We start from the raw sequence: 17,919 nt of genomic DNA on the forward strand, positions 1-17,919 counted from the left end.
CAAACTCTACCCTCCCAGCACTCGAGCAAGCGCCAATTGGGCTTCCTGAACGCTGTTGTACTGCGGCGCCTCGGTCTTCTTTTTCTTCCCTCCCAGTGCAGCAGACACCACGCTGGCGAAGGTCTCGTATTGCTGGACCACCTGTGCGGCATGGAAGCCGTAGGTGATCTTGGTGAGCGTCCGCAGGTCTCGAAGAGAATGGCTCCAGTAGACTTCGGAGATGGAGCTCGGCTTACACTTCAAGACCCAGCAGACCGACTCCTCAAAACTCAGGCCTGTGAACCAGTTTCGGAAGGCGACAAGCTCTTGAGTCTCGGCGCGATCGCCTCGGCTGTCGCCTTTGCCTTCTCGATCTGCCTGATAAAAAAATCGAGGCAGTGATCCGACACCCAGTCGAGAATGGCGATGCCGTCGTCGATCGACATGTCGTAGTTGTCCAGGTCGAAGTTTTCGTCCTCGACCAGACCGCTCTTACCCCGCTTGACGAGGACCTCCTTGAGGATCACGTCACGAACCACCGGATCCATCTCGGCCGAGGAGACCCCGTTGATCTCACCGACGATCGCCACAAGTCGATTGAGAAGAGCGAAGGACATGAACAGCTCGTGTGGCTGTCCATTGATCGTAACGAGGAGCTTATCGCTTGGCATTGATTGGGAACCCCAATGAAAAACTCCCGGAGTATTACCCCGGGAGTTATCTAATACAAGGGTTATTACGCCCTCGAGAACAGCTTCGCCTGGGCGTTCTGGAATTCGGAGTAGTTCGGATCCGTCGACACCAGATTGTACAGCGTGAACTCGATCGGCATGTTGCCGAAATCGGAGCTCGTGAAGGCCAGGCTGAAGCCCGCGGTCACGCGGATCTTCGGCAGCAGGAGGGTGATCTCCTTGCCGTTCGCGATCGTGCCGACGACCTTGGCCGATAGGTACGGCTGATCGGCCAGCGAACCGATATCGACCACGTTCACCTTCGACACGCGGGCGCCGACGGCGATGTTCTGCTTGATCCCCGGCGAAACGGTCAGCACGTTCGAAGCGACGGACGACACCTTGCGGATCGTGACCTGGTCGTCGTTGCCGACCTGGATCATGATGTAGCTGCCGGCGGTGATGCCGGTAGCCGACGTCACGGTGACCTCGTCTTCCGGAGCCACGTCGGTGCCGGCGATGACGGCCGAGGTCGTGGTCTCGGTCGTGATCGGAGCCAGCGTGGACCCCTCCAGCCCCAGCGCGTAGGAGATGTTCTTCGAGGTGTATTCATAGGCCTCCATCGTTGCGCTGACGGTATTGCCGGTCATCACACTCGCGACGTTCTGGTTCTTCACGCCCTGGGTCAGGTTGGTGTAGGTCGGCTGGCTGGTGATCGTGAAGTTCTTCACCAGTCCAATCGAGTGGTCGGTCGCGTTCAGATCGAAGAGCGCATCCTGCGCGCCAATCATGACCGTCGCGGTTCCGAGCATAAAGTTGTCAGTACGGGCTTCACCGGCCATTAATCGGCACTCCTAAAAGAGAAAGCACTTGCTGTTCTCTTTTAGTCGTGACATAACTTGGATTCTAAGAATCTATGGGACTCTTACCAATGGAACCGGTTCGTCAATTCACTCTTAGACTTCCTCAGTCTCTATTTGATCAGGTGAAGGATAGAGCAACCGTGAATCGAAGGGACGTGAATAAGGAAATTACCTACATCGTTGAGAGCTACATTGACGAGCAAGCTCGGAAGGACATCGAGCTCATGCGCCAAATGCACGATCGGTTCCAAGCGAAAGTCCAATAAACTTCACCGGACGGGTCTCCGTCCGGGCGACCGGAAGAACAACCACGGGGCTCTTCACCTTCATCATTCCCATTGGGGCTCCGTTGCCGGCGTCCAGGAACGGAAACATTTTGTCCGGCTGCAGCTTGGTGAAGAGGCGACTGATCAGCTTGTCGAGACGAACGATGTTCGTGTCGTTGAGTGTGCTGATCCCAATCAGGGTCTCGATCTCCAGGATGCCGACGTTGACTTCGACCTGAAACTCGGCAGGCCCGATTACGTCGTTATTGGGCCAGCTGTTGGTCTCGGCGTGGGCATCGAATTTGAATACGGCCATGCCGCCGCCGGTTTCGGTAGCGAAATTCTTACAAATATTGAGCACGGACGCCTGTGCGCTTTCATACAGGTCGGTCATTGCAGCACCTCATCGATGATTTTCTTCAGCCGCACCCTCGTCCACCAGCGCATGTAGGGCCCGAGAATGCTGCGGTTCCGCTGACCTCTCCAATTGGTCAGGCGGTAGGCAGCGAGCCTCGAGGGCAGCGTCCCCTCCGGATCGTTGTCGGCAATCCGCTGGAGCCCGGTAAGGCGGAGCGTGACGCGATAACCCTGTCGGAGTTCCTTGGTCCCGTTGTCGAGCGTGAATGGAGCCCGTGTGCCTTGGAAGTTGGTCTGGACGGCGACGGTGCCGAGGAAGGTCGTCGCGTTCATATGATCGAGGGCCTGCTTCAGCTTGCCCTCATACCGATAGAAGCCCGGATTGCGTCGCTTCTGCTTTCGGCGGAGGTATCGTTCCGTCAGGGGACGCCAACGAGGCACCGGCACGCCATCCAGCGACGGCTGCCCGCTCGAACCGATGATCTTCGACGACAAAACCCGGAAGAAGTCCTTGTTGGCCTTCTCCACGGCGATCGCCGCCTGCAGCCCGATTAGGGTCGCCATGTCACGGGTGTGCTCGAGCACCCGGCTGAACACGTTGCCGAAATTGCCTCGCTGAGTGAGCTTGGCGCGGATCACTTCACGAGCGCCTGGCAGACACCGTAGGCGAAGAAGACCTCGACCACGGTGTAGTCCCCCAACTTGTCGTTGACCTGGAGAGTCACCGGTGTGGTCACCGTATACCGACGCTCGTCGATATGAGTGATGTCGGTGATCAGATCCTGCTTCTCGATGTGAACCCAAACATCACCGAGAGCGACCGGAACGGTGTCGGTCTCGAGCCCGGTCACCGGATCCACGATCTTCTGCATGCGGCTCCAGGCCAGCTTGCGGTCGACCTCGACCAGCTCGAACAGCCGGTAGATTGTGGTGGCGAGATCACTCTCCCCTCTCGACAGGACCAGGTAATGGCGGCCGACCTCGGTGCCGAACACGTTCCCCGCGGCGACCATTGAGGCCGGATCGACCTTGAGGAAGACCTTGTCCGGCGCCGGGCTGGTGAGCTCGCCGAGGAACCGCAGCCCGTCGTCTCGAACGAAGGTGCTGCGGTAGCGCTTCATCACGTTCTTCAGGCGCATGGTTACACCCCTGTGAACACGTCGGCCGGGGTCGAGAGCAGGAAGTAGGAGCGGTCGCCGGTGCTGTCACCGGGCACCAGGTCGTCGATGATATCGTTGTAGGCGGAGGTGGCGGTGTCGATCAGCGCCCGGAAGTCGATGTCGGCGAAGCGCTGGAAGCTGGATTGGTCCGACTTCTCGATCTGGTTCACCCGCAGCTTCAGGGCCTCGGCGCTGAAGCTCATGATCGACCGGTACAGGACAGCGTTATTGGCCTGCAGCAGGATGTGAGCGTCGGCGCTGGCCAGCGCCGTGCGGATCTCTTCCGGAACAGCGTAGTACGCGCCGAGGAGATCGATGTCCCCATCGGCCAGCTCGTCGGCGGAGAAGCCGAGGAAAGCACGAACCTCGTCGGGCCCGACCAACAGCGGAGGCTCGTCGACGAGGAGGTAGGTCTGCCTCTGGCTGTAGCCGAAGCCGGCATAGGTGAAGGAGACAGTTATCGTCCGCTTCTCGACCGCATCGGTCTTGGCGTTCTCGGACGCCGGCACGGTGACGGTGACGAAGGTGGTCGTGGCATCCGTGCCGATCGGCGTGGAGGTTCCGTTTAGGCTCCAGACCACCGACCCGATCTCGGGCACGACGAATTCCCCGCCGACCATCAGGTCGAACCGCAGCGTGACGTTCTGGTCAGCGGGGAAGCGCTTCATTTGGAACGGCCTCGAGCCTTGGGTGCAGGAGCGGGCGTCGGCGCCGGTGCTTCGGCCTCAGGCGCAAACGATGCCACGTAGGCCTCGATCGCAATCTCCGGAGCCTCCTCCCAGTACTTGGCGAAGTCGGCGTCGTTGGCCGCTTCGGGGAGGTCGGTTCTGAGGATCTCGACCTGTTGGGTTGCACAACGGTCGTTGATGAAACGGGTGTTGCGAACGACCGAAGGGCGCCGGCGCTGAATGATCTGACCAGCCGGGTCGTAGAGCGTGAACGGGCCGGTGGTTTTCACAATGAGCATGAGCAGTTCGGGGGGCCGGAGCCCCCCGTCCCTTCGTTAGGCGCTGTAGTCGAAGACCTCGCGGGTTCCCGGGAAGACGATCCGGTAGCCCGAGTTCTGGGTCCGGTAGACGTCGACCGTCTGGTTCTGCACCGAGCGCTCCGACTCCTGGATCAGCGAGCCGCTCTCGATCAGCTCCTCCAGGGTATCGCCGCGGCTGAAGCCGACCAGCTTGTTGGCGGGCGCCGTGGTGGAGAGCACGAAGTCCACCGTGCCGGTCAGCATCGGCACGCCCTGCATCCGGAAGCCGGTGGCGGCCAGGTTCTCGGCATCCGTGCGGGTGTTGTTGCTGGTCGGTACCGCGAACAGCATCAGCCACTGCAGGTAGGAGTCGTAGTTGCCGACCACGGTGTCGATCGGGTAACCTGTCTTGGCCCGTGCCACCAGCCACGCCAGCAGGTGCTTGTAGCTCAGCAGGCCGTTGGTGGCATTGCCGATCAGGGTGCTGTTGAACGAGGACTGGTCCACCTCGGTCGCAGCCGCGTTCAGGCCGTCGCCGTTCAGCAGGACGCTGGTGGCCCATTTGACCTTGCTGATATCCGCCTGGCGCAGGGCCCGGTTGATATAGGGGGTCATGATGTCCAGCGACACCCGGCGATTGAACTCGTAGGTGGTCCGGAAGCCGACGCCGTGCTTGTAGAACTTCACGGTCTTCTCGGAGGCACGGATCGACCACACCGGGATGCGGGCGCCTTCGGCGATCTCGCGGGTGATGTCATAGTCACCGGCGGCGTCATCGACCACGGTCGACAGCAGCTCGATACCCGAAATGGTCCGGGAGCCGGCCAGCATCGGAGCGACCTGCTCGAAGTTGGTCTGCTTGTACTTCCACTGGACCACATCGTCGATGACCTCCGGGAAGAGCGCACGCACTCCCGGGAAGGTCTGGAAGGTCTCCGCCGCGGCCTGCAGGAACACCCCCTGCTTCAGGTCGTCCTTGACCGGCAGGCCGAGGTGGGCCAGGGCGGCCTCATAGCCGCTCAGGCCGGAAGCCTTGATGCCTTCGTCGGCCGACAGCCGAGGGTCGATCTTGACCGTCAGGTAGTCGCGCAGGTTGAGGCCGAAACTGGAGGCCTCCGCGACGAGCTTCAGCCCAGCTTCCTTGGAAGCGTGGGGGCTGTCCGAGCGCAGCGAGCCGAGGAACTCGACGCCTTCCCGCTTGATCTCGGTGAGGGAACGGATATGCGACATAGTTCAGGGGCTCCTTACTGCTTGAGCACGACGGCAAAGCCGGTGCCGACTTCGACGACGATGGGCATGGTGTCCGCCTCCGTGGTGGCCTTCTTGACCACGCCGGCGGTGGCGCTGCCGGTGATGCGATCGCCGATGGCGATGGCTCCGGTCGTCGGCAGCTTGTCGATGAACTTCAGCGCGACGGTGCCGACCAGGCCACCGGAAGCGCTGCGGTTCTCGACCACCTCGAGGCGGCCCAGGACGAACTCATCCGCGACAGCCAGCTTGACCTGGTTGGGGGCCGACTCATCGAGCGAGACGGCCTTACCGATGTCGGCGGCGGTGATGCCCGCTGCCAGATTGAAGGTCAGGTTCCAGTCATTGAACTTGAAGCCGCGAAGGCTGACCCCAAAAGAAACCGACGCCATGATTGATCCTCCTTAGCGGCGCGACTTGAAGCCGTCGTAGCTGGCGGTCAGCTTGACCTCCGGCTTTTCGACGGTGGTGGCGGGCTTGGACGCTCCGCCCTCGGGAAGCAGGTTCACCAGGTTCAGCTGGCTGGCCTTGATCGCCTCGATGCTCGCGGCGATGTCCTTGGGCTCCTCCGGGTCCTTGGTCCCGGCGGCGATGAGAGCCTTCTTGGCGTGGTCCGCCAGGAAGGGGCGGGCGAGCTCCAGCTCGGCCTCGGCCGCATCGAGTTTCGCCTGCACCTCGGTGGTGGAGGTACCCGCAGCGGCCTTCAGGCCATCACGCTCGGTGGTGACCTCGGCAAGCTCCGCCTTCAGGCGCTCGATTTCGGCAGTGGCCGTCTTGAGCTCGACGGTGAGCGTGGCCTTGGCCGTGGTGGCCTCGGTCAGCCCGGCGACGAGTTCAGACAGGTCCATGGAAGGGTCCTCTTTGTACGATGCGATGAGCATCTGGGCCTCGAACGGGATGCCCGAGGCGGCTAGTCGCTCCCGCGAGCCCTCGGCCAGCTTGGCCTTGGCACGGGAAACGATCTTGGGATCCTTGGAAGCACCGCGGCTCACCAAGGACATCTCTGACCAGTTCTCGAGGCCGGCGATGGTGACGTAGACGCCATCCTTGCCGACCTCGTGGCCCTCGGCGCAGGTGCGCTCCCAGATGTGGAAGTAATCGCCCGCGCGGTAGTCGTATCCGCACTCCGAGCAGAGAAGATGCTTGCCCAGGACACCGACGCTGACCTCGTCCAGCACCGCGTTGTTGATGCTGGCGATTAGGTCCTTGCCCTCCTCGTTCGGGATGTAGAATTGGGCCCGGAGCTCGGAATCGTTGCTGTTCGGGAGGTCGAACACCTCGGCGTAGAACACCCGGCCGACTGGCAGCTCCATACCCTGCTGGTGCAGGGTATGGAGCGGAACCGACATCGTGCCGGCGTTCAGCTGCGAGGCCATTTCAACCAGAGTGGACCGAGTGAACCGGGCGCCTTCGAAGATCGAGCCTCGCTTGTTCAGCGGCTTGGTCGCCACGGCGGCGGCTTCGAAGACAGTCAGCTTCGAGACGTCGATATCATCCCCGGCAACGGCCTTGATCCGCTGCTCAACCTTGGGAGTGATCTCGATCGACTTCGCCATCTGGCCCTGCCTCAAATATCCGATGCTGTGTTTAACATTGACACATCCACTATTCTCAGACTCTTGAAGAATCACTTCTTCACAGCATTTGATTTGGAGGCGTTCTTGTCTTTCGGAGCGAGCGCCCGATCCATCGACGATATTCTGGACGGTCCGTCAGTGGCGCCGTCGGCCGGAGCTGGGCTCATGAAACCAGTGCCAGACAGCTCAGGGACGGCGTCCGGGCGGATCCGGTTGAACATCTCGATGTGGAAGTCGTCGTCCGAGATCAGGCCGTAGGACAGGAGCGTCAGGTAGCGGGCCTGCTTCTGGGTGAGGTGGGTCTCGAGCTCGAGGTCAGGACGCAGCTCGACGTTATCAAACCCCACGGTGACGATGCTCTCGGATCCAGTCAGGCGCAGGGCGAAGGTAAAGGCCTGGCTCAGCAGGTCGGCGACCGGACCGTTCAGCTGCTCGGCATTCCGGCTGAAGATCAGGGCTTCGACGGAGGCGGTGTTAACACCACTCTCGCCGCGGCCGATGACCGAGGACATGGTCTTCAGGGCCGCCTGGTTCTGAGCGTTGAGGGTCTCGATCACCTCCTTGATCTGGAGGCTCGCGCCAGGGTTCTTGTCGTTGAGGATCTTCGCTTCGACGGAGTCGTAGTGGATGAAGGCCTGATCCGGACGGCTCAGGCCGGAGATGACGCCCTGGAGCTCGGACAGCCGGGCGTCCAGGAACTCCTTCATCTTGGTTTCGTTGGTCTTGCACTCCGGAGGGGCATTCTTCCGAAGCACCTCCTCCAGCACCGAGATTTCCAGGCGAGGGAAGCCCGTCACCTGCATGATCCGGTAGAGGGTGTTGATGACAGCCTGACGCGCGGCGATGGTGTTGATCGCGGCGGTGAAGGGACTGGTCGAGTAGATCGTGGTCGGGTCCTGCCGGTAGAAGGTCAGGAAGAAGCTCGGGAGGTCGAGCGAGATGCGCTCCGAGGACCCGGTCGGCACCTGCTCCGGGAAATACACGCCGGGCGACTTTTCGGTGAACTCGAGGGTGCCGGGATCCACCAGGCGGAGCTCGGTCGGCAGCAGGGTCTTGTCGACCACCAGCTCGGCCGCGCACGCGCCGCGGATCAGGGCGAACCACCGCAGCTGCTCGCACAAGGCGACCAGAGACTTCTTGATGAGGAAGTTGGCCGGCTTGGTGTAGTCGGTGCGGGTCGTCAGCGAGAGGAGGATCTGCTGGAGGGTCTTGTGACCCTCGCGATCGATGTTCCCTTCGAGGTCGCGAACGTAGAAGTAGGGCTCGGTGTCGGCGGACGTCAGGTAGGCGTTTAGTGCCGCGCTGAGATCCGGGTCGACCTTGGCGAGCTGCTGAATGAGGGACTGGCTGTTGCCGGCCAGGCGGGTCGTGTAGATGTCGTCGAGGTGGTCGCGGTAGGCTGGCTTCGACAGAACGGCGGTGTTCGACGACGCATTATAGGTCGAAGTGAACGAACTGCCCTTATCACTCGTCCTCTTCTTTGGGAAGATGACGCTAAGAATGCCGCCGGCCATACATTAGATCCTCGCAGGATTAAGGCTACTAATATGGAAAGTACAACCCGTTTTCAACCCTTCTTTTGCTTGACCCTATCAGCGGCGAATTGTGCATAGGCACAGTAGCGGTCAGAATGCCGAAGTTCGTCCTGACCTCGGTGTTGCTGAGAGCAATGATCAGGTTCCGAAGTTGAAGCCCGGCTTTGAGGAACGCGAGGCTGTGATGGAAGTGGTCTTGACCCGTCAGCTTCTTCCACTCAGCGGGCTTCTCCGGTTGCTCGTCACGAACCTGATCCCGCAGGTGCTCGATGATGGTCTGCCTGTAATGGCCATACCCGGACATCCGAATGCTGCGTCGACGGATGTCCTTGGCGACCGCGTCCAGCGCCATGGTCCGGTTGATCTGACCGTGGGTGATGTTGTCGTACTGATCCTTGACCGGGTTGAACTCCTTGGTGCCGCGGTATTCCAGCGGCAGGATCTTCCCTTCGGAGATGTCACGGATCTCCTCGGCCGTGGGGGTATAGGGATGACGGTCGATGCCGCCGGCGACGATGTTGTACTGCTTGCAGAGAGCACGAACGAAGTCGGGCAGCTCCTGAACTGGAACGGCCTCGAACCGAAAGACCTCGAGCTGCTCGACCGGACCTGTCGCCAATGTCACGTGGGCGACAAGGCCCATATCGATGCCGATCGACACGGGCACATCCGGGCCGACGTCCGGTACACCGGGCTGCTCATCGCGGAAGCAGGCACGGATCACCTCCTCCTCGAGCCGGATGTTGCCGTCCGAGTAGGTCTCGCCGAGCACCGTGTTGAAGAAGCCTCGGAGGTAGTCGCGCTGGCGGTACTTCAGCAGCTGGCCGAGGATGTAGGGCAGATCGAGCTTGCCGGTGGAAAACGGCGTGACGTAGTAACCCCGAGCGTGCTTCCGGCTCGGGTGCTTGGCGACCCACTGGCGAAACGAGGGATCGGTGAGATCCAGCGCCCGATGACATTTCGGACACCAGATGTAGGACTCCATGATGTCGATCTCGTCGGCGATCGACTGCGTGATGTCGGAGAGCTTCTCGATGTTGTCGGAGAGCCCCGGGATGAGGCAGAAATCCCTGTTGAACTGCGGCCAGGACCAGTGGTTACAGCGGGAGCAGCGGACCATGTAGTGCAACTGGTCCGAGGCCTGGTAACTCAGATCGATCCCGAACCCAGGAAAGGTTGGGGTCGAGAAGCGCTGCGAGATGCGGTGGATGGAGTTCTGCAGGCGGCTGTTGAACAGCACGAGCATGTCCTGCGGGGATAGGTCCACCTCGTCGTTGAAGATCGCGTCGGCCGATGTCGAGGTCGCGTCCGCCTCGGTGCAGCCGGTCAGGTAGAGGAACGACCGGCCGAACTGCATGATGTTCATCGACCGGACGGCGCCCTGGTCGTGCTCCCGGTTGAAGATGGCATCGGCGTCGACGATCGGCTTCACGCGGGTTTGGCTGACGCGCTTGTAGAGCTTCTCCTCAGGCAGGGTGAACAACGCGGACAGGCCCTGGTTGCGCACCAGGAAGCCGAGCATCTTCCGGATCTGCACCTCGGTCAGCCCCACCTGGGAGCACTTGATGACGTCCAGGTTGGGGTGCATGTCGTCAAGGATGGCCCGCTGGAACTCGTACCCCTTGATCGAGAATGGGCGACCCTTGATCGTGGTGTTCTTCTCGACCCAGTCGGTCATTGATACGGCAGCACTGTCCAGGGTGAACCTGGACCGGAAATCCGACTGGAAGTCCGTGCCGAAGCTCACTCTTCGTCCGACGCCGCGGAGATGGCGATCTGGGTCTTGTGGACCTCGAGGACGCCGACGAGGTTGGTTTCTGGGATGGTGGGGGTGATCTCGAAGACGTCGTAGTCGCCTTCCTTGTTGAAGACGAAGGCCAGAACCCCTTCGATCTTCCCCTCTTTGGCCTCGGCTAGGAGGGTCTCCAGACCCTTGACGATCGAATCCTGAGCGATGGCCAGGGGGGTTCGCAGCGACGCGACATTGGACATGCATTTGCTCCACGCAGGAGTGAGACGTCCTATATACGGTGGTCAGCCACTGTTTTGAAGGTATTTCTACAGTACATGCGAACTAGATCTGCGGCCTGATGAGTACATATCAACCTACCAAATTCGGTCTTTCTGAATTTCGATCCACCCCCTACATATGCCCCAACAAATTCATCCCATGAGGATCTAATGCAGCCATACGACTACTATCCGAAGCTGGACGGGCTGAACATTGTGCTCGGGTTCGTCGGTGACGACCCGGTTGGGTATCTGGAGGGACCGAACTGCCCCTATGACGAGGTGACGAAGGCTGCACTGCGGGGTCTTGTCACGAATGTGAACCACCATCCGATCGGGGTAACGGACGCAGAGGTCGAGAAGCTCGACATCGAGAGCGAGGCGATCGCGCTCTACCAGGAGACCAAGGAGTTCCGGGCCCGCGCCCAGAGCAGCGGCGAGGTCGGTGACCAGGCCGCGGCCCTGCGTGTGGCCAACTCTCTGCTGGAAAAGCTGCTCAACATCCGCGAGCGGGCTCACAACCTCAAGGAGAACGTCGCCTGGAAGAAGAAGATCCTCCAGTTCATTGAGGACGTCCTCGACGACGAACAGAGGATCGAGTTCGACAATCGTCTGGCGGCTGAAATCGAGGTGGCACGATGACCCAGCGCATTTTTGGTGACTACGCGCCGATTTACTGGGCCAACGGCCTTCCCGCGATCCCGCTGATGTACCAGGACAAGCGGCCGATCATTCAGGATTGGTCTCGCTTTTCCGAGGTTTTCCCGACCGATCAGGAACAGGAGGAGTGGACGAGGCGGTATTTTGACAACAACATCGGCATCGTCCTGGGCCCCCAATCCGGTCTGACGATGATCGACATCGACACCGAGGATGAGGGTCTGATCAAGGACATCCTCGAGATCCTGCCCCCCTCGCCCTGGCACCGAAAGGGGCGCAAGGGCGTCATGCTCGCCTACAAATTCTCCGGCATCCAGACGTTCCGTATCAAGGAAGCGTCGGGCAAGATGCTGGTCGAGTGCCTGAGCAGCAAGACCCAGATCGTCCTGCCCCCGTCGATCCACCCGGACACAAAGCGGCCATACGAGGCCAACTGCAACCTCTTCGACGTGGTCGGCGACTTGGTCGAGCTGCCGAGCCAGGTGGAGAGCCTCCTCCGCGGCTTGTTCAAGGACCGCGGAATCGAGCTCAGTCACTCGGGCTGGACCCGGGTGACCGACTATGTCTCGGTCGGCAGCCGGGACGTGAAGATGACATCGGTCGCCGGCTTCTTCGCCCAGGGTGTGACCCGAGGTGAGATGACCGTGCTCGAGGCCATGGAGCGGATGCGCGCCTGGCACAGCACCTGCACCGAGAAGATCGCCGGCGATGACGTCGACATCGAGAAGGGCGTCAACAACCTCATCAAGTTCCTGATCGGCGACGTGCTCGACAAGGGCAAGATGCTGCCGATCGGGTGGGACGCCGGCCTGTCGGACGTCGACAAGAAGGCGATGGGGCTCGAGTTCACCGTCGACAACGAGGAGTGGGACTACGAGCGGATCCGGGACTACCTCAAGGAGGAGTTCGAGAAGTTCGAGCCGGACACGCAGGGCCGCATGAACGCGGTCGAGTACGTGCTGCGCAAGATCTCTTCCAGCGATCGCATCACCTCGCTCGATGCTGACCGGATCTTCCGGTACATCGTCGACGTCGGCGGCATGCGGCTCAACCTATCGAACCTGCGTCGGCGTGTGGTCGAGCTGCAGAAGGGCGACTTCCAGGGCATCAACCACACCGAGATCGCAGCCCAGATCAAGAAGGAGCTCGAGGAGATCACCCCCCACGCCCATGTTGGGGGAAATTTCTGGCGCTATGGTGGCTCCCACTGGGAGATCGTCGACCGCAGCGAGCTGCTGCGCATCGTCGCCGAGCGCTATGGCAACTACATCGCGGCCAAGCGTGCCGGCGACCATAAGGGTGTGCTCGACATTCTCGGATCGCTGCTGCCCCAGCAGCTGACCACCGATGACGTCCGCGGCATCAACTTCGCCAATGGCGTGCTTCTCGAAAACGGCGCGGTGGTGGAGCACAACCCGGCCTTCGGCATGCAGTACACCCTGCCCTACCGCTTCGTGCCGAACATCGGCCGCGAGGCGACGCGCTGGCACGCCTTCCTGGAGCGCGTCTGGGGCGCCGACGAGGACTACGAGGACAAGGTCCGAGCCCTCCAGGAGGCCATGTGTGCGACGATGTTCGGCATGGGGCCCCGATTCCAGCGCGCGGTGCTCTGCTACGGGGTCGCGAAGACCGGCAAGTCCCAGCTGCTGACGATCGTCAAGAACCTGATGCCGTCGGAGGCCCGATCGGCCTGCCCTCCGGACATGTGGGGTGACAAGTTCGCGCCGGCGACCATGTACGGCAAGCTGATCAACGTCTGCGGCGAGCTATCGGAAACGAAGAACGTCGACGGACAGCGGTTCAAGCAGACGATCGACGGCGAGGAGATGGCGGGCCAGTACAAGGGCCAGCAAATCTTCCACTTCCGACCGCGCTGCATGCACTGGTTCGCCTCGAACCACATGCCGAAGACCGACGACACCTCAGGGGGCTTCAACCGGCGCTGGCTGGTGCTGACGTTCAACAGCCCGATCGACAATTCCGAGCGGATCCTGGATTTCGGCGACATCGTCGCCGCCGAGGAGCGTGAGGCGATCGTCTCATGGGTGATTGAGGCCTTGCCTCGGGTCCGTCAGATCCCTGATTTCACTCTCCCGGAGTCCCACAAGAAGATGATCGACGAGATGGCGGCAGGGAATAATAGCGTGCGCCATTTTTTTATGACGGGGGGTCGCGTGACGGTCGATCCTACGATCACGGACGTGACCTCCGAAAAGAAACTCTACGCCGCCTACTGGTCCTTCTGCATCTCGGGGGTGGGTGCGCGGCCTGTCACTACGACGAAATTCACTCGTCGAGTTCGGGACTTGGCGGGCGACCTGGGGTTCAAGGAGGTCCCGGGTGGGTGGAGTGGCCTCACAGTCAAGGATGTGGCCGGCCAGGCTCGACTCTGATCCCCGAAGAGCTCGTGCGCGAGCTCGATCGAAGGGTCGAGAAGGGTGTTTCGGACTGGAACTGGGCTGATACGAGGGTGGACCGCTAGGTCCACCCTTCCTATTATGGAGCCTCCCGAGCGTCAGTTTTCCTAGGCAATTTTCATGATCCGTTTCAGCTATGTGTTTTGTGGCGTCCTCGCACTGGCACTGTGCGGAGTCGCCCTTGAAAGCCAGTTGCCACAGCGGATCGCGGCCCGGTTTGGGTGGTGGCCAGAGGTGATGGGGCCGGCGCGGTATGTGGACGAAGCTGCCGCCGAGCTCCAAGAGGTCTACCCAACTCGCAAAGCCGACATCGTGATGTTGGGGGACAGCCTGACGGCTGCCGCCGATTGGAGAGAGCTTCTGCCGAATTGGGACGTCGTGAACCGAGGAGTTGCGGGTGAGACCATCAGGGAAATTTCAGCCCGGGTGGATGCCGTGGGCCGACTCCACCCCCGCGTCGTGTTTCTGATGGCCGGAACGAACGATCTGATGGTCGGCCAGACGCCTAATGAGGTCGCCGAGTCCTACAGACTTATCCTCGATCGCCTGCAAAGTACAGGTGCGAAGGTGGTGGTTCAGCCGGTTCTGCACGTTGCCAAGGATCGCAATACGGTTGGTATACAGCGTTTCTGGTACAATCGGCGGAACGATGCAATCAGCGACGTCAACGCGCGGATCCGCGCCATCGCGGAGAAGCGCGGCCTGGTGTTCCTCGATCTCAACGAGACCATCGCGCCGGATGGGGTATTGGCGGATGACCTCACTAGCGACGGGACGCACCTGCGCGCTCCCGCGTATCTCCTCTGGGCGAAGGCCATCAACGATGTTCTCTCTGCACCGGGCCTCCTAGCAGAAAGGCGATCATGATCAACGAGTTCGCTGATGCCTCGAAGACCAAACACCGACGCTCTCTGAGGAGAGCGCTTCAGAACTGGCTATTTCCGATGTTTTCGGAGATGCCGCGTGAGCTACTGCGGGTTCGGTTCGCTCGCTTCGCTCTCTGTTCTGCTCGATACGCTTGGTTCGTGCTCGCACTGCGACGGCTGCGCGTTACGAGCGGAGGAGAGGGGGTCGCGAAGACGACCCTGAAGCACAACCTTAGAGGCATGTTCGATCTCCATGCGGAGCGTTCCACCCGCTTGATCTACCCGATCGCCATGTGGGCCGCGGCCCGCAGAGTGTCTCTTGCCAACCTCAAGGTTCTGACGGTGGGTCCTCGAACCGAGGGCGAGATATACACCCTGGTAGCGCACGGTTTCCGCCGGCGGAACATCACCGGGCTCGATCTGATCTCCTACTCGCCCATCGTTGACCTCGGTGACATGCACGCCATGGCCTACCCCGACGCCAGCTTCGACGTTGTGCTCGCCGGCTGGGTGCTTTCGTACTCAGACCGGAAGAAGACCGCCGCGGCCGAGATTGCTCGGGTGACCAAGCCGGGTGGGATCGTCGCCGTCGGTGTGGAGTGGGGTCGCAAGAGTCCTGAGGAGGTGGCCGCGGAGAGGACCGGATACATCGTCGGCTCCGCCACCAGACTAAGATCGGCGGAGGAGATCCTCGCGCTCTTTGGTGACCAGGTCGATAGGGTTTATGCTAAGGTGGACGACCAGGACATCGCCGGCGAGGATGTTGGAGACCTACTGGTGATTTTTCGCCTGAGATAGAGGGGTGAAATGTACAATCCCCAGTACGATATCGGAGGGGATCCAGGGGCCGGCTCTCCGCAAGACTTCCTGTGGGTGATCGGCTTTCTCATCTTCTTCGTGATATTCATGTGGATAGCTAAGTTTTGGTGGGATCGTGATTGAGATTCCTGTTGCCGGCACTGACCGGGTGATGCTGGTCGACGATGAGGTCGCCGACCAGGCTGATCGCATGCGTTGGCGCTGGGTCGCCGGCCAGGTCATCAATGAGGGTGGGATGGTGAATTTCGGTCTATACGGCCGGAAACGGGCGAAATTTGTTGATGGTGACCCCTTCAACTGCACAAGCAGCAACCTGCAAGGGGTCGGTGGTGACCGATCTGGACGGAAACGCAACCGGATCGGGTCGTCCGGCGTGAAGGACGTTCGTTGGGACAAGTCCCGGAACCAGTGGAAGACGTCGAAGGGCAGAACCTTCAAGAACCTGGATGATGCTGCGGATTTTGTTCGCGATGAGGGTTAGAGCGAAGGTCTGGATGGGTTTGGGGGCGGCTTCGGCCGCCTTTTTTATTTGCTAGCATGAATACTAGTACCTGAAATTCTGAAAATTTTCCCGAGGCATTTCCGACATCATCGCCCCAGGCCGTCCCTTTCCCGGCCAGAAAAGGGCACCACCCTACGCGCGCGTTCCTTCCCTCTCGCGGGAAAAGAGAACAAATAAGGAACATCTGCTAACTATCTGTATTCACTCACTTCTTGTTAGGAATATGTACTTATTGAGTTTATCGTCCGAAACGCGCTTGATGAAACTCCCTTCGGGGACCGGGCAGACCACCGCCGCAAGAGACCTTCGGGGCTCAACGCCACAGGTGCGACCGGAAACCGGAAACCCGGCCGAAACGGCCGCTAGACACGGAAAGGCAAGACAATGGCGCAGACGATTGCAGAACGGGCCGCGAAGGCGAAGGAAGCGGCCGACAAGGCGAAGGCGAAGGCCGACGCGCTGGACCGGCAGGCGGCGGAAGCCGCAGCCGACAAGAGGATCGACACTTTCGCGGCCGTCATGGACGTGGCCACGGCTTCGTTCACCGGTTCCCGCCGGTCACAGGTGCTGGCATGCACCGCGATCGGTTTCGCGATCGTGGCAACCGCCGCCGGATGGGTCGACGGAAAGTCGGTCGGTCTGGTCGAGGCGGTGGAACGGGCCCGGGCGTACATCACCGGTCAGGACAAGGCCGAGATGTCCGGCACCGACAAGGCGACGTTCAAGCGTGCGAAGGCCGTCGCCAGCCGCGTTGTGAAGGCGGACGCGACATTCCGTGCCACCCTGGCACAGTCGGCCAGCGTGCAGGACGGCATGGCGTTGCTCATGACGTCGCTGGACGCCGAGCACCCCGCCCGCCATATCGCCACGGTCGCGGACCTGGATGGTGTGCTGTTCCCGGCGAAGGCGGCGAAGGCGCCGGAGTCGCCGTGGGTCCGCCTCGCGAAAGCGATGGTCACCCGCGTCGAGAAGCTGGCCGAAGACGGCGGGCCGTCGGGGGAGGAATTGGCCGACCTGGAAACGGCCCTGTCCACCCTGATCGACAATGTCGATCCCGGCATCATCGATCGTATCGTGGCGCGGCGCGCGGCGACCGTGGCGCAAGGCGACGCGGAGCGTCTGGCCGCGGAACTTGACGCCGAAGACGAGGAACAGCGTCAGGCCGCCTGACCCGCGCCCGTCCACACCCACACTCACGACCCCGCCCGGCTTCCGGGCGGGGCCGGAGGCGTTCACCCGTTCGCGCAGGGAGGCGTGCGATGTTCTCTGACTGGTGCAGCAACCCGAAGGCCGGGCATGGCCAATTGATGCGCGCCGGCATGCAAATTCGGGAACAGCGGCGGGCCGATGCGGTGGTCCGGTCGCACAACCGAAGAATTTTCTTCAACGCGGACAAGCCCGGCACGCGCTGGGAACCGCCGGTGACCGCCGACACGCGGCGCCGCAAGGTGTGGTCCGCGACCTGAAAGGAGGTGAGCTAGGTTCTCTAGGCGACTCTTATTACCCACCGCCCCGTCGCGAGCTAGACCGACGGGGCCTGCCCAAGGCTTGACATGAACACGCGTGGTTTACCCCGGCTGGTCGCTCCAGCCGGGGTTTTCGCGTTGCCATCCAGGCCCAGAGTGCCGCTCTGGGCCTGGATGGCAATACGATTCCCGAGGAGGAACCAATGTATGTGATCGCTTATGGAATGGTGATGCTGACCCTCGCGCTCGGAGTGATCATGTCGCTTCTGGTGGTGGGTTAGTGGGAGAGGGTGAGGACCCCGAACCCGAGATACCAGCGAGAATGAGCGGCAGACGGAGAGGACCCCGAATTTGGGTCGAACCGCACGGGGTTGTGAGAAGTGGACGTGATTCCGGGTGGGGGTGGCCAAGCGGTTGAAATCGCTTGGCTTTTTTGGGCCTTGAATTTACTTCCTTCCCCTCTAGTGACTATTTTCTATACGTTTAAACGTCTAGGTAGGTATATATAAAGTATAGAAAAAGAGGTTAGAAATATGGAAACAACGTGTTAGGAGGA

At 61.1% G+C, this 17,919-nt stretch carries 22 protein-coding genes; 8 read left to right on the top strand and 14 right to left on the bottom strand.

Annotated features, from left to right (window positions below; translation table 11 throughout):
* Positions 1-6: 6 nt before the first annotated feature.
* The 3 genes from P409_RS37615 to P409_RS00345 all read right to left on the bottom strand — a co-directional run bounded on the left by P409_RS37615 (position 7) and on the right by P409_RS00345 (position 1,492).
* Positions 7-243, bottom strand: coding sequence for a hypothetical protein (locus tag P409_RS37615; protein ID WP_152613160.1), 237 nt, complete (start codon positions 241-243; stop codon positions 7-9).
* A gap of 26 nt (positions 244-269) precedes the next feature.
* The gene (locus P409_RS00340; RefSeq protein ID WP_034830486.1) at positions 270-596 is read right to left on the bottom strand and encodes a hypothetical protein; all 327 of its coding nucleotides are present in this window, start codon (positions 594-596) and stop codon (positions 270-272) included.
* 119 nt (positions 597-715) lie between these two features.
* Complete coding sequence (locus P409_RS00345) at positions 716-1,492, bottom strand: hypothetical protein (RefSeq protein WP_152613161.1); 777 nt, start codon at positions 1,490-1,492, stop codon at positions 716-718.
* An 89-nt stretch (positions 1,493-1,581) separates the two neighbouring features.
* Between P409_RS00345 and P409_RS41450 the strand changes: the two genes are divergently transcribed.
* The gene (locus P409_RS41450) at positions 1,582-1,779 is read left to right on the top strand and encodes an Arc family DNA-binding protein (protein WP_161790309.1); all 198 of its coding nucleotides are present in this window, start codon (positions 1,582-1,584) and stop codon (positions 1,777-1,779) included.
* Here the strand turns inward: P409_RS41450 and P409_RS37620 are convergent.
* The 11 genes from P409_RS37620 to P409_RS38575 form a co-directional block, all read right to left on the bottom strand.
* A complete protein-coding gene (locus P409_RS37620; RefSeq protein WP_034830493.1) occupies positions 1,736-2,173 on the bottom strand; it encodes a hypothetical protein in 438 nt (145 codons plus the stop codon). The two genes, P409_RS41450 and P409_RS37620, sit on opposite strands and share 44 nt — an antisense overlap.
* Positions 2,170-2,775, bottom strand: a complete 606-nt coding sequence (locus tag P409_RS00355; RefSeq protein WP_152613162.1) for a hypothetical protein — start codon at positions 2,773-2,775, stop codon at positions 2,170-2,172. Before P409_RS00355 ends, P409_RS37620 begins: the two co-directional genes overlap by 4 nt.
* Positions 2,772-3,275 (bottom strand): hypothetical protein, encoded by a 504-nt coding sequence (locus P409_RS00360; protein ID WP_034830501.1) that lies wholly within the window; start codon positions 3,273-3,275, stop codon positions 2,772-2,774. Before P409_RS00360 ends, P409_RS00355 begins: the two co-directional genes overlap by 4 nt.
* A gap of 2 nt (positions 3,276-3,277) precedes the next feature.
* Entirely contained in the window at positions 3,278-3,964 is a 687-nt protein-coding gene (locus P409_RS00365) for a hypothetical protein (RefSeq protein ID WP_034830504.1), read from the bottom strand.
* On the bottom strand, positions 3,961-4,263 hold the full coding sequence (locus P409_RS00370; protein WP_034830505.1) for a hypothetical protein: 303 nt from the start codon (positions 4,261-4,263) through the stop codon (positions 3,961-3,963). The genes P409_RS00365 and P409_RS00370 overlap by 4 nt, the downstream gene beginning before the upstream one ends.
* Before the next feature lie 36 nt (positions 4,264-4,299).
* On the bottom strand, positions 4,300-5,493 hold the full coding sequence (locus tag P409_RS00375; RefSeq protein WP_034830506.1) for a hypothetical protein: 1,194 nt from the start codon (positions 5,491-5,493) through the stop codon (positions 4,300-4,302).
* Between the two features lie 14 nt (positions 5,494-5,507).
* On the bottom strand, positions 5,508-5,903 hold the full coding sequence (locus tag P409_RS00380; RefSeq protein WP_034830507.1) for a hypothetical protein: 396 nt from the start codon (positions 5,901-5,903) through the stop codon (positions 5,508-5,510).
* Between the two features lie 12 nt (positions 5,904-5,915).
* Entirely contained in the window at positions 5,916-7,067 is a 1,152-nt protein-coding gene (locus P409_RS00385; RefSeq protein ID WP_034830509.1) for a hypothetical protein, read from the bottom strand.
* A gap of 71 nt (positions 7,068-7,138) precedes the next feature.
* Positions 7,139-8,602, bottom strand: a complete 1,464-nt coding sequence (locus P409_RS00390) for a hypothetical protein (protein WP_034830511.1) — start codon at positions 8,600-8,602, stop codon at positions 7,139-7,141.
* A 28-nt stretch (positions 8,603-8,630) separates the two neighbouring features.
* Positions 8,631-10,370 carry a phage terminase large subunit family protein gene (locus tag P409_RS00395; protein ID WP_034830513.1) on the bottom strand — a complete coding sequence of 580 codons (1,740 nt, stop codon included), beginning with the start codon at positions 10,368-10,370 and terminating at the stop codon, positions 8,631-8,633.
* Positions 10,367-10,615 carry a hypothetical protein gene (locus tag P409_RS38575; protein ID WP_034830516.1) on the bottom strand — a complete coding sequence of 83 codons (249 nt, stop codon included), beginning with the start codon at positions 10,613-10,615 and terminating at the stop codon, positions 10,367-10,369. The genes P409_RS00395 and P409_RS38575 overlap by 4 nt, the downstream gene beginning before the upstream one ends.
* A gap of 189 nt (positions 10,616-10,804) precedes the next feature.
* On the opposite strand from P409_RS38575, the gene P409_RS00405 reads away from it, so the two are divergent.
* The 7 genes from P409_RS00405 to P409_RS00430 all read left to right on the top strand — a co-directional run bounded on the left by P409_RS00405 (position 10,805) and on the right by P409_RS00430 (position 17,363).
* On the top strand, positions 10,805-11,275 hold the full coding sequence (locus P409_RS00405; RefSeq protein WP_034830518.1) for a hypothetical protein: 471 nt from the start codon (positions 10,805-10,807) through the stop codon (positions 11,273-11,275).
* Positions 11,272-13,686, top strand: a complete 2,415-nt coding sequence (locus P409_RS00410) for a bifunctional DNA primase/polymerase (protein WP_034830520.1) — start codon at positions 11,272-11,274, stop codon at positions 13,684-13,686. The genes P409_RS00405 and P409_RS00410 overlap by 4 nt, the downstream gene beginning before the upstream one ends.
* Before the next feature lie 144 nt (positions 13,687-13,830).
* Entirely contained in the window at positions 13,831-14,577 is a 747-nt protein-coding gene (locus P409_RS00415) for a GDSL-type esterase/lipase family protein (RefSeq protein ID WP_081991064.1), read from the top strand.
* Positions 14,574-15,374: a class I SAM-dependent methyltransferase gene (locus tag P409_RS00420; protein ID WP_081991066.1), complete on the top strand. Its 801-nt coding sequence runs from the start codon at positions 14,574-14,576 to the stop codon at positions 15,372-15,374. Before P409_RS00415 ends, P409_RS00420 begins: the two co-directional genes overlap by 4 nt.
* Positions 15,375-15,546: 172 nt before the next feature.
* Entirely contained in the window at positions 15,547-15,876 is a 330-nt protein-coding gene (locus P409_RS37625) for a hypothetical protein (RefSeq protein ID WP_152613164.1), read from the top strand.
* A 405-nt stretch (positions 15,877-16,281) separates the two neighbouring features.
* Positions 16,282-17,067 carry a hypothetical protein gene (locus P409_RS00425; RefSeq protein WP_034830529.1) on the top strand — a complete coding sequence of 262 codons (786 nt, stop codon included), beginning with the start codon at positions 16,282-16,284 and terminating at the stop codon, positions 17,065-17,067.
* A gap of 89 nt (positions 17,068-17,156) precedes the next feature.
* Complete coding sequence (locus P409_RS00430) at positions 17,157-17,363, top strand: hypothetical protein (RefSeq protein ID WP_034830532.1); 207 nt, start codon at positions 17,157-17,159, stop codon at positions 17,361-17,363.
* The last annotated feature ends 556 nt before the right edge of the window (positions 17,364-17,919 follow it).

Origin of the sequence: Inquilinus limosus MP06 (assembly GCF_000767795.1) — a bacterium.
In the GTDB taxonomy this organism is placed as follows: domain Bacteria; phylum Pseudomonadota; class Alphaproteobacteria; order DSM-16000; family Inquilinaceae; genus Inquilinus; species Inquilinus limosus_E.

Excerpts from the sequence above, each read along its gene's own strand:
- P409_RS00425 (WP_034830529.1), top strand. The coding sequence starts at position 16,282 with ATGGCGCAGACGATTGCAGAACGGGCCGCGAAGGCGAAGGAAGCGGCC.
- P409_RS00370 (WP_034830505.1), bottom strand. The coding sequence starts at position 4,263 with ATGCTCATTGTGAAAACCACCGGCCCGTTCACGCTCTACGACCCGGCT.
- P409_RS00360 (WP_034830501.1), bottom strand. The coding sequence starts at position 3,275 with ATGCGCCTGAAGAACGTGATGAAGCGCTACCGCAGCACCTTCGTTCGA.
- P409_RS41450 (WP_161790309.1), top strand. The coding sequence starts at position 1,582 with ATGGAACCGGTTCGTCAATTCACTCTTAGACTTCCTCAGTCTCTATTT.
- P409_RS00385 (WP_034830509.1), bottom strand. The coding sequence starts at position 7,067 with ATGGCGAAGTCGATCGAGATCACTCCCAAGGTTGAGCAGCGGATCAAG.
- P409_RS00365 (WP_034830504.1), bottom strand. The coding sequence starts at position 3,964 with ATGAAGCGCTTCCCCGCTGACCAGAACGTCACGCTGCGGTTCGACCTG.
- P409_RS37625 (WP_152613164.1), top strand. The coding sequence starts at position 15,547 with ATGCTGGTCGACGATGAGGTCGCCGACCAGGCTGATCGCATGCGTTGG.
- P409_RS00415 (WP_081991064.1), top strand. The coding sequence starts at position 13,831 with ATGATCCGTTTCAGCTATGTGTTTTGTGGCGTCCTCGCACTGGCACTG.
- P409_RS00390 (WP_034830511.1), bottom strand. The coding sequence starts at position 8,602 with ATGGCCGGCGGCATTCTTAGCGTCATCTTCCCAAAGAAGAGGACGAGT.
- P409_RS37620 (WP_034830493.1), bottom strand. The coding sequence starts at position 2,173 with ATGACCGACCTGTATGAAAGCGCACAGGCGTCCGTGCTCAATATTTGT.
- P409_RS00345 (WP_152613161.1), bottom strand. The coding sequence starts at position 1,492 with ATGGCCGGTGAAGCCCGTACTGACAACTTTATGCTCGGAACCGCGACG.
- P409_RS00375 (WP_034830506.1), bottom strand. The coding sequence starts at position 5,493 with ATGTCGCATATCCGTTCCCTCACCGAGATCAAGCGGGAAGGCGTCGAG.
- P409_RS00340 (WP_034830486.1), bottom strand. The coding sequence starts at position 596 with ATGTCCTTCGCTCTTCTCAATCGACTTGTGGCGATCGTCGGTGAGATC.
- P409_RS38575 (WP_034830516.1), bottom strand. The coding sequence starts at position 10,615 with ATGTCCAATGTCGCGTCGCTGCGAACCCCCCTGGCCATCGCTCAGGAT.
- P409_RS00405 (WP_034830518.1), top strand. The coding sequence starts at position 10,805 with ATGCAGCCATACGACTACTATCCGAAGCTGGACGGGCTGAACATTGTG.
- P409_RS00410 (WP_034830520.1), top strand. The coding sequence starts at position 11,272 with ATGACCCAGCGCATTTTTGGTGACTACGCGCCGATTTACTGGGCCAAC.
- P409_RS00430 (WP_034830532.1), top strand. The coding sequence starts at position 17,157 with ATGTTCTCTGACTGGTGCAGCAACCCGAAGGCCGGGCATGGCCAATTG.
- P409_RS00420 (WP_081991066.1), top strand. The coding sequence starts at position 14,574 with ATGATCAACGAGTTCGCTGATGCCTCGAAGACCAAACACCGACGCTCT.
- P409_RS00380 (WP_034830507.1), bottom strand. The coding sequence starts at position 5,903 with ATGGCGTCGGTTTCTTTTGGGGTCAGCCTTCGCGGCTTCAAGTTCAAT.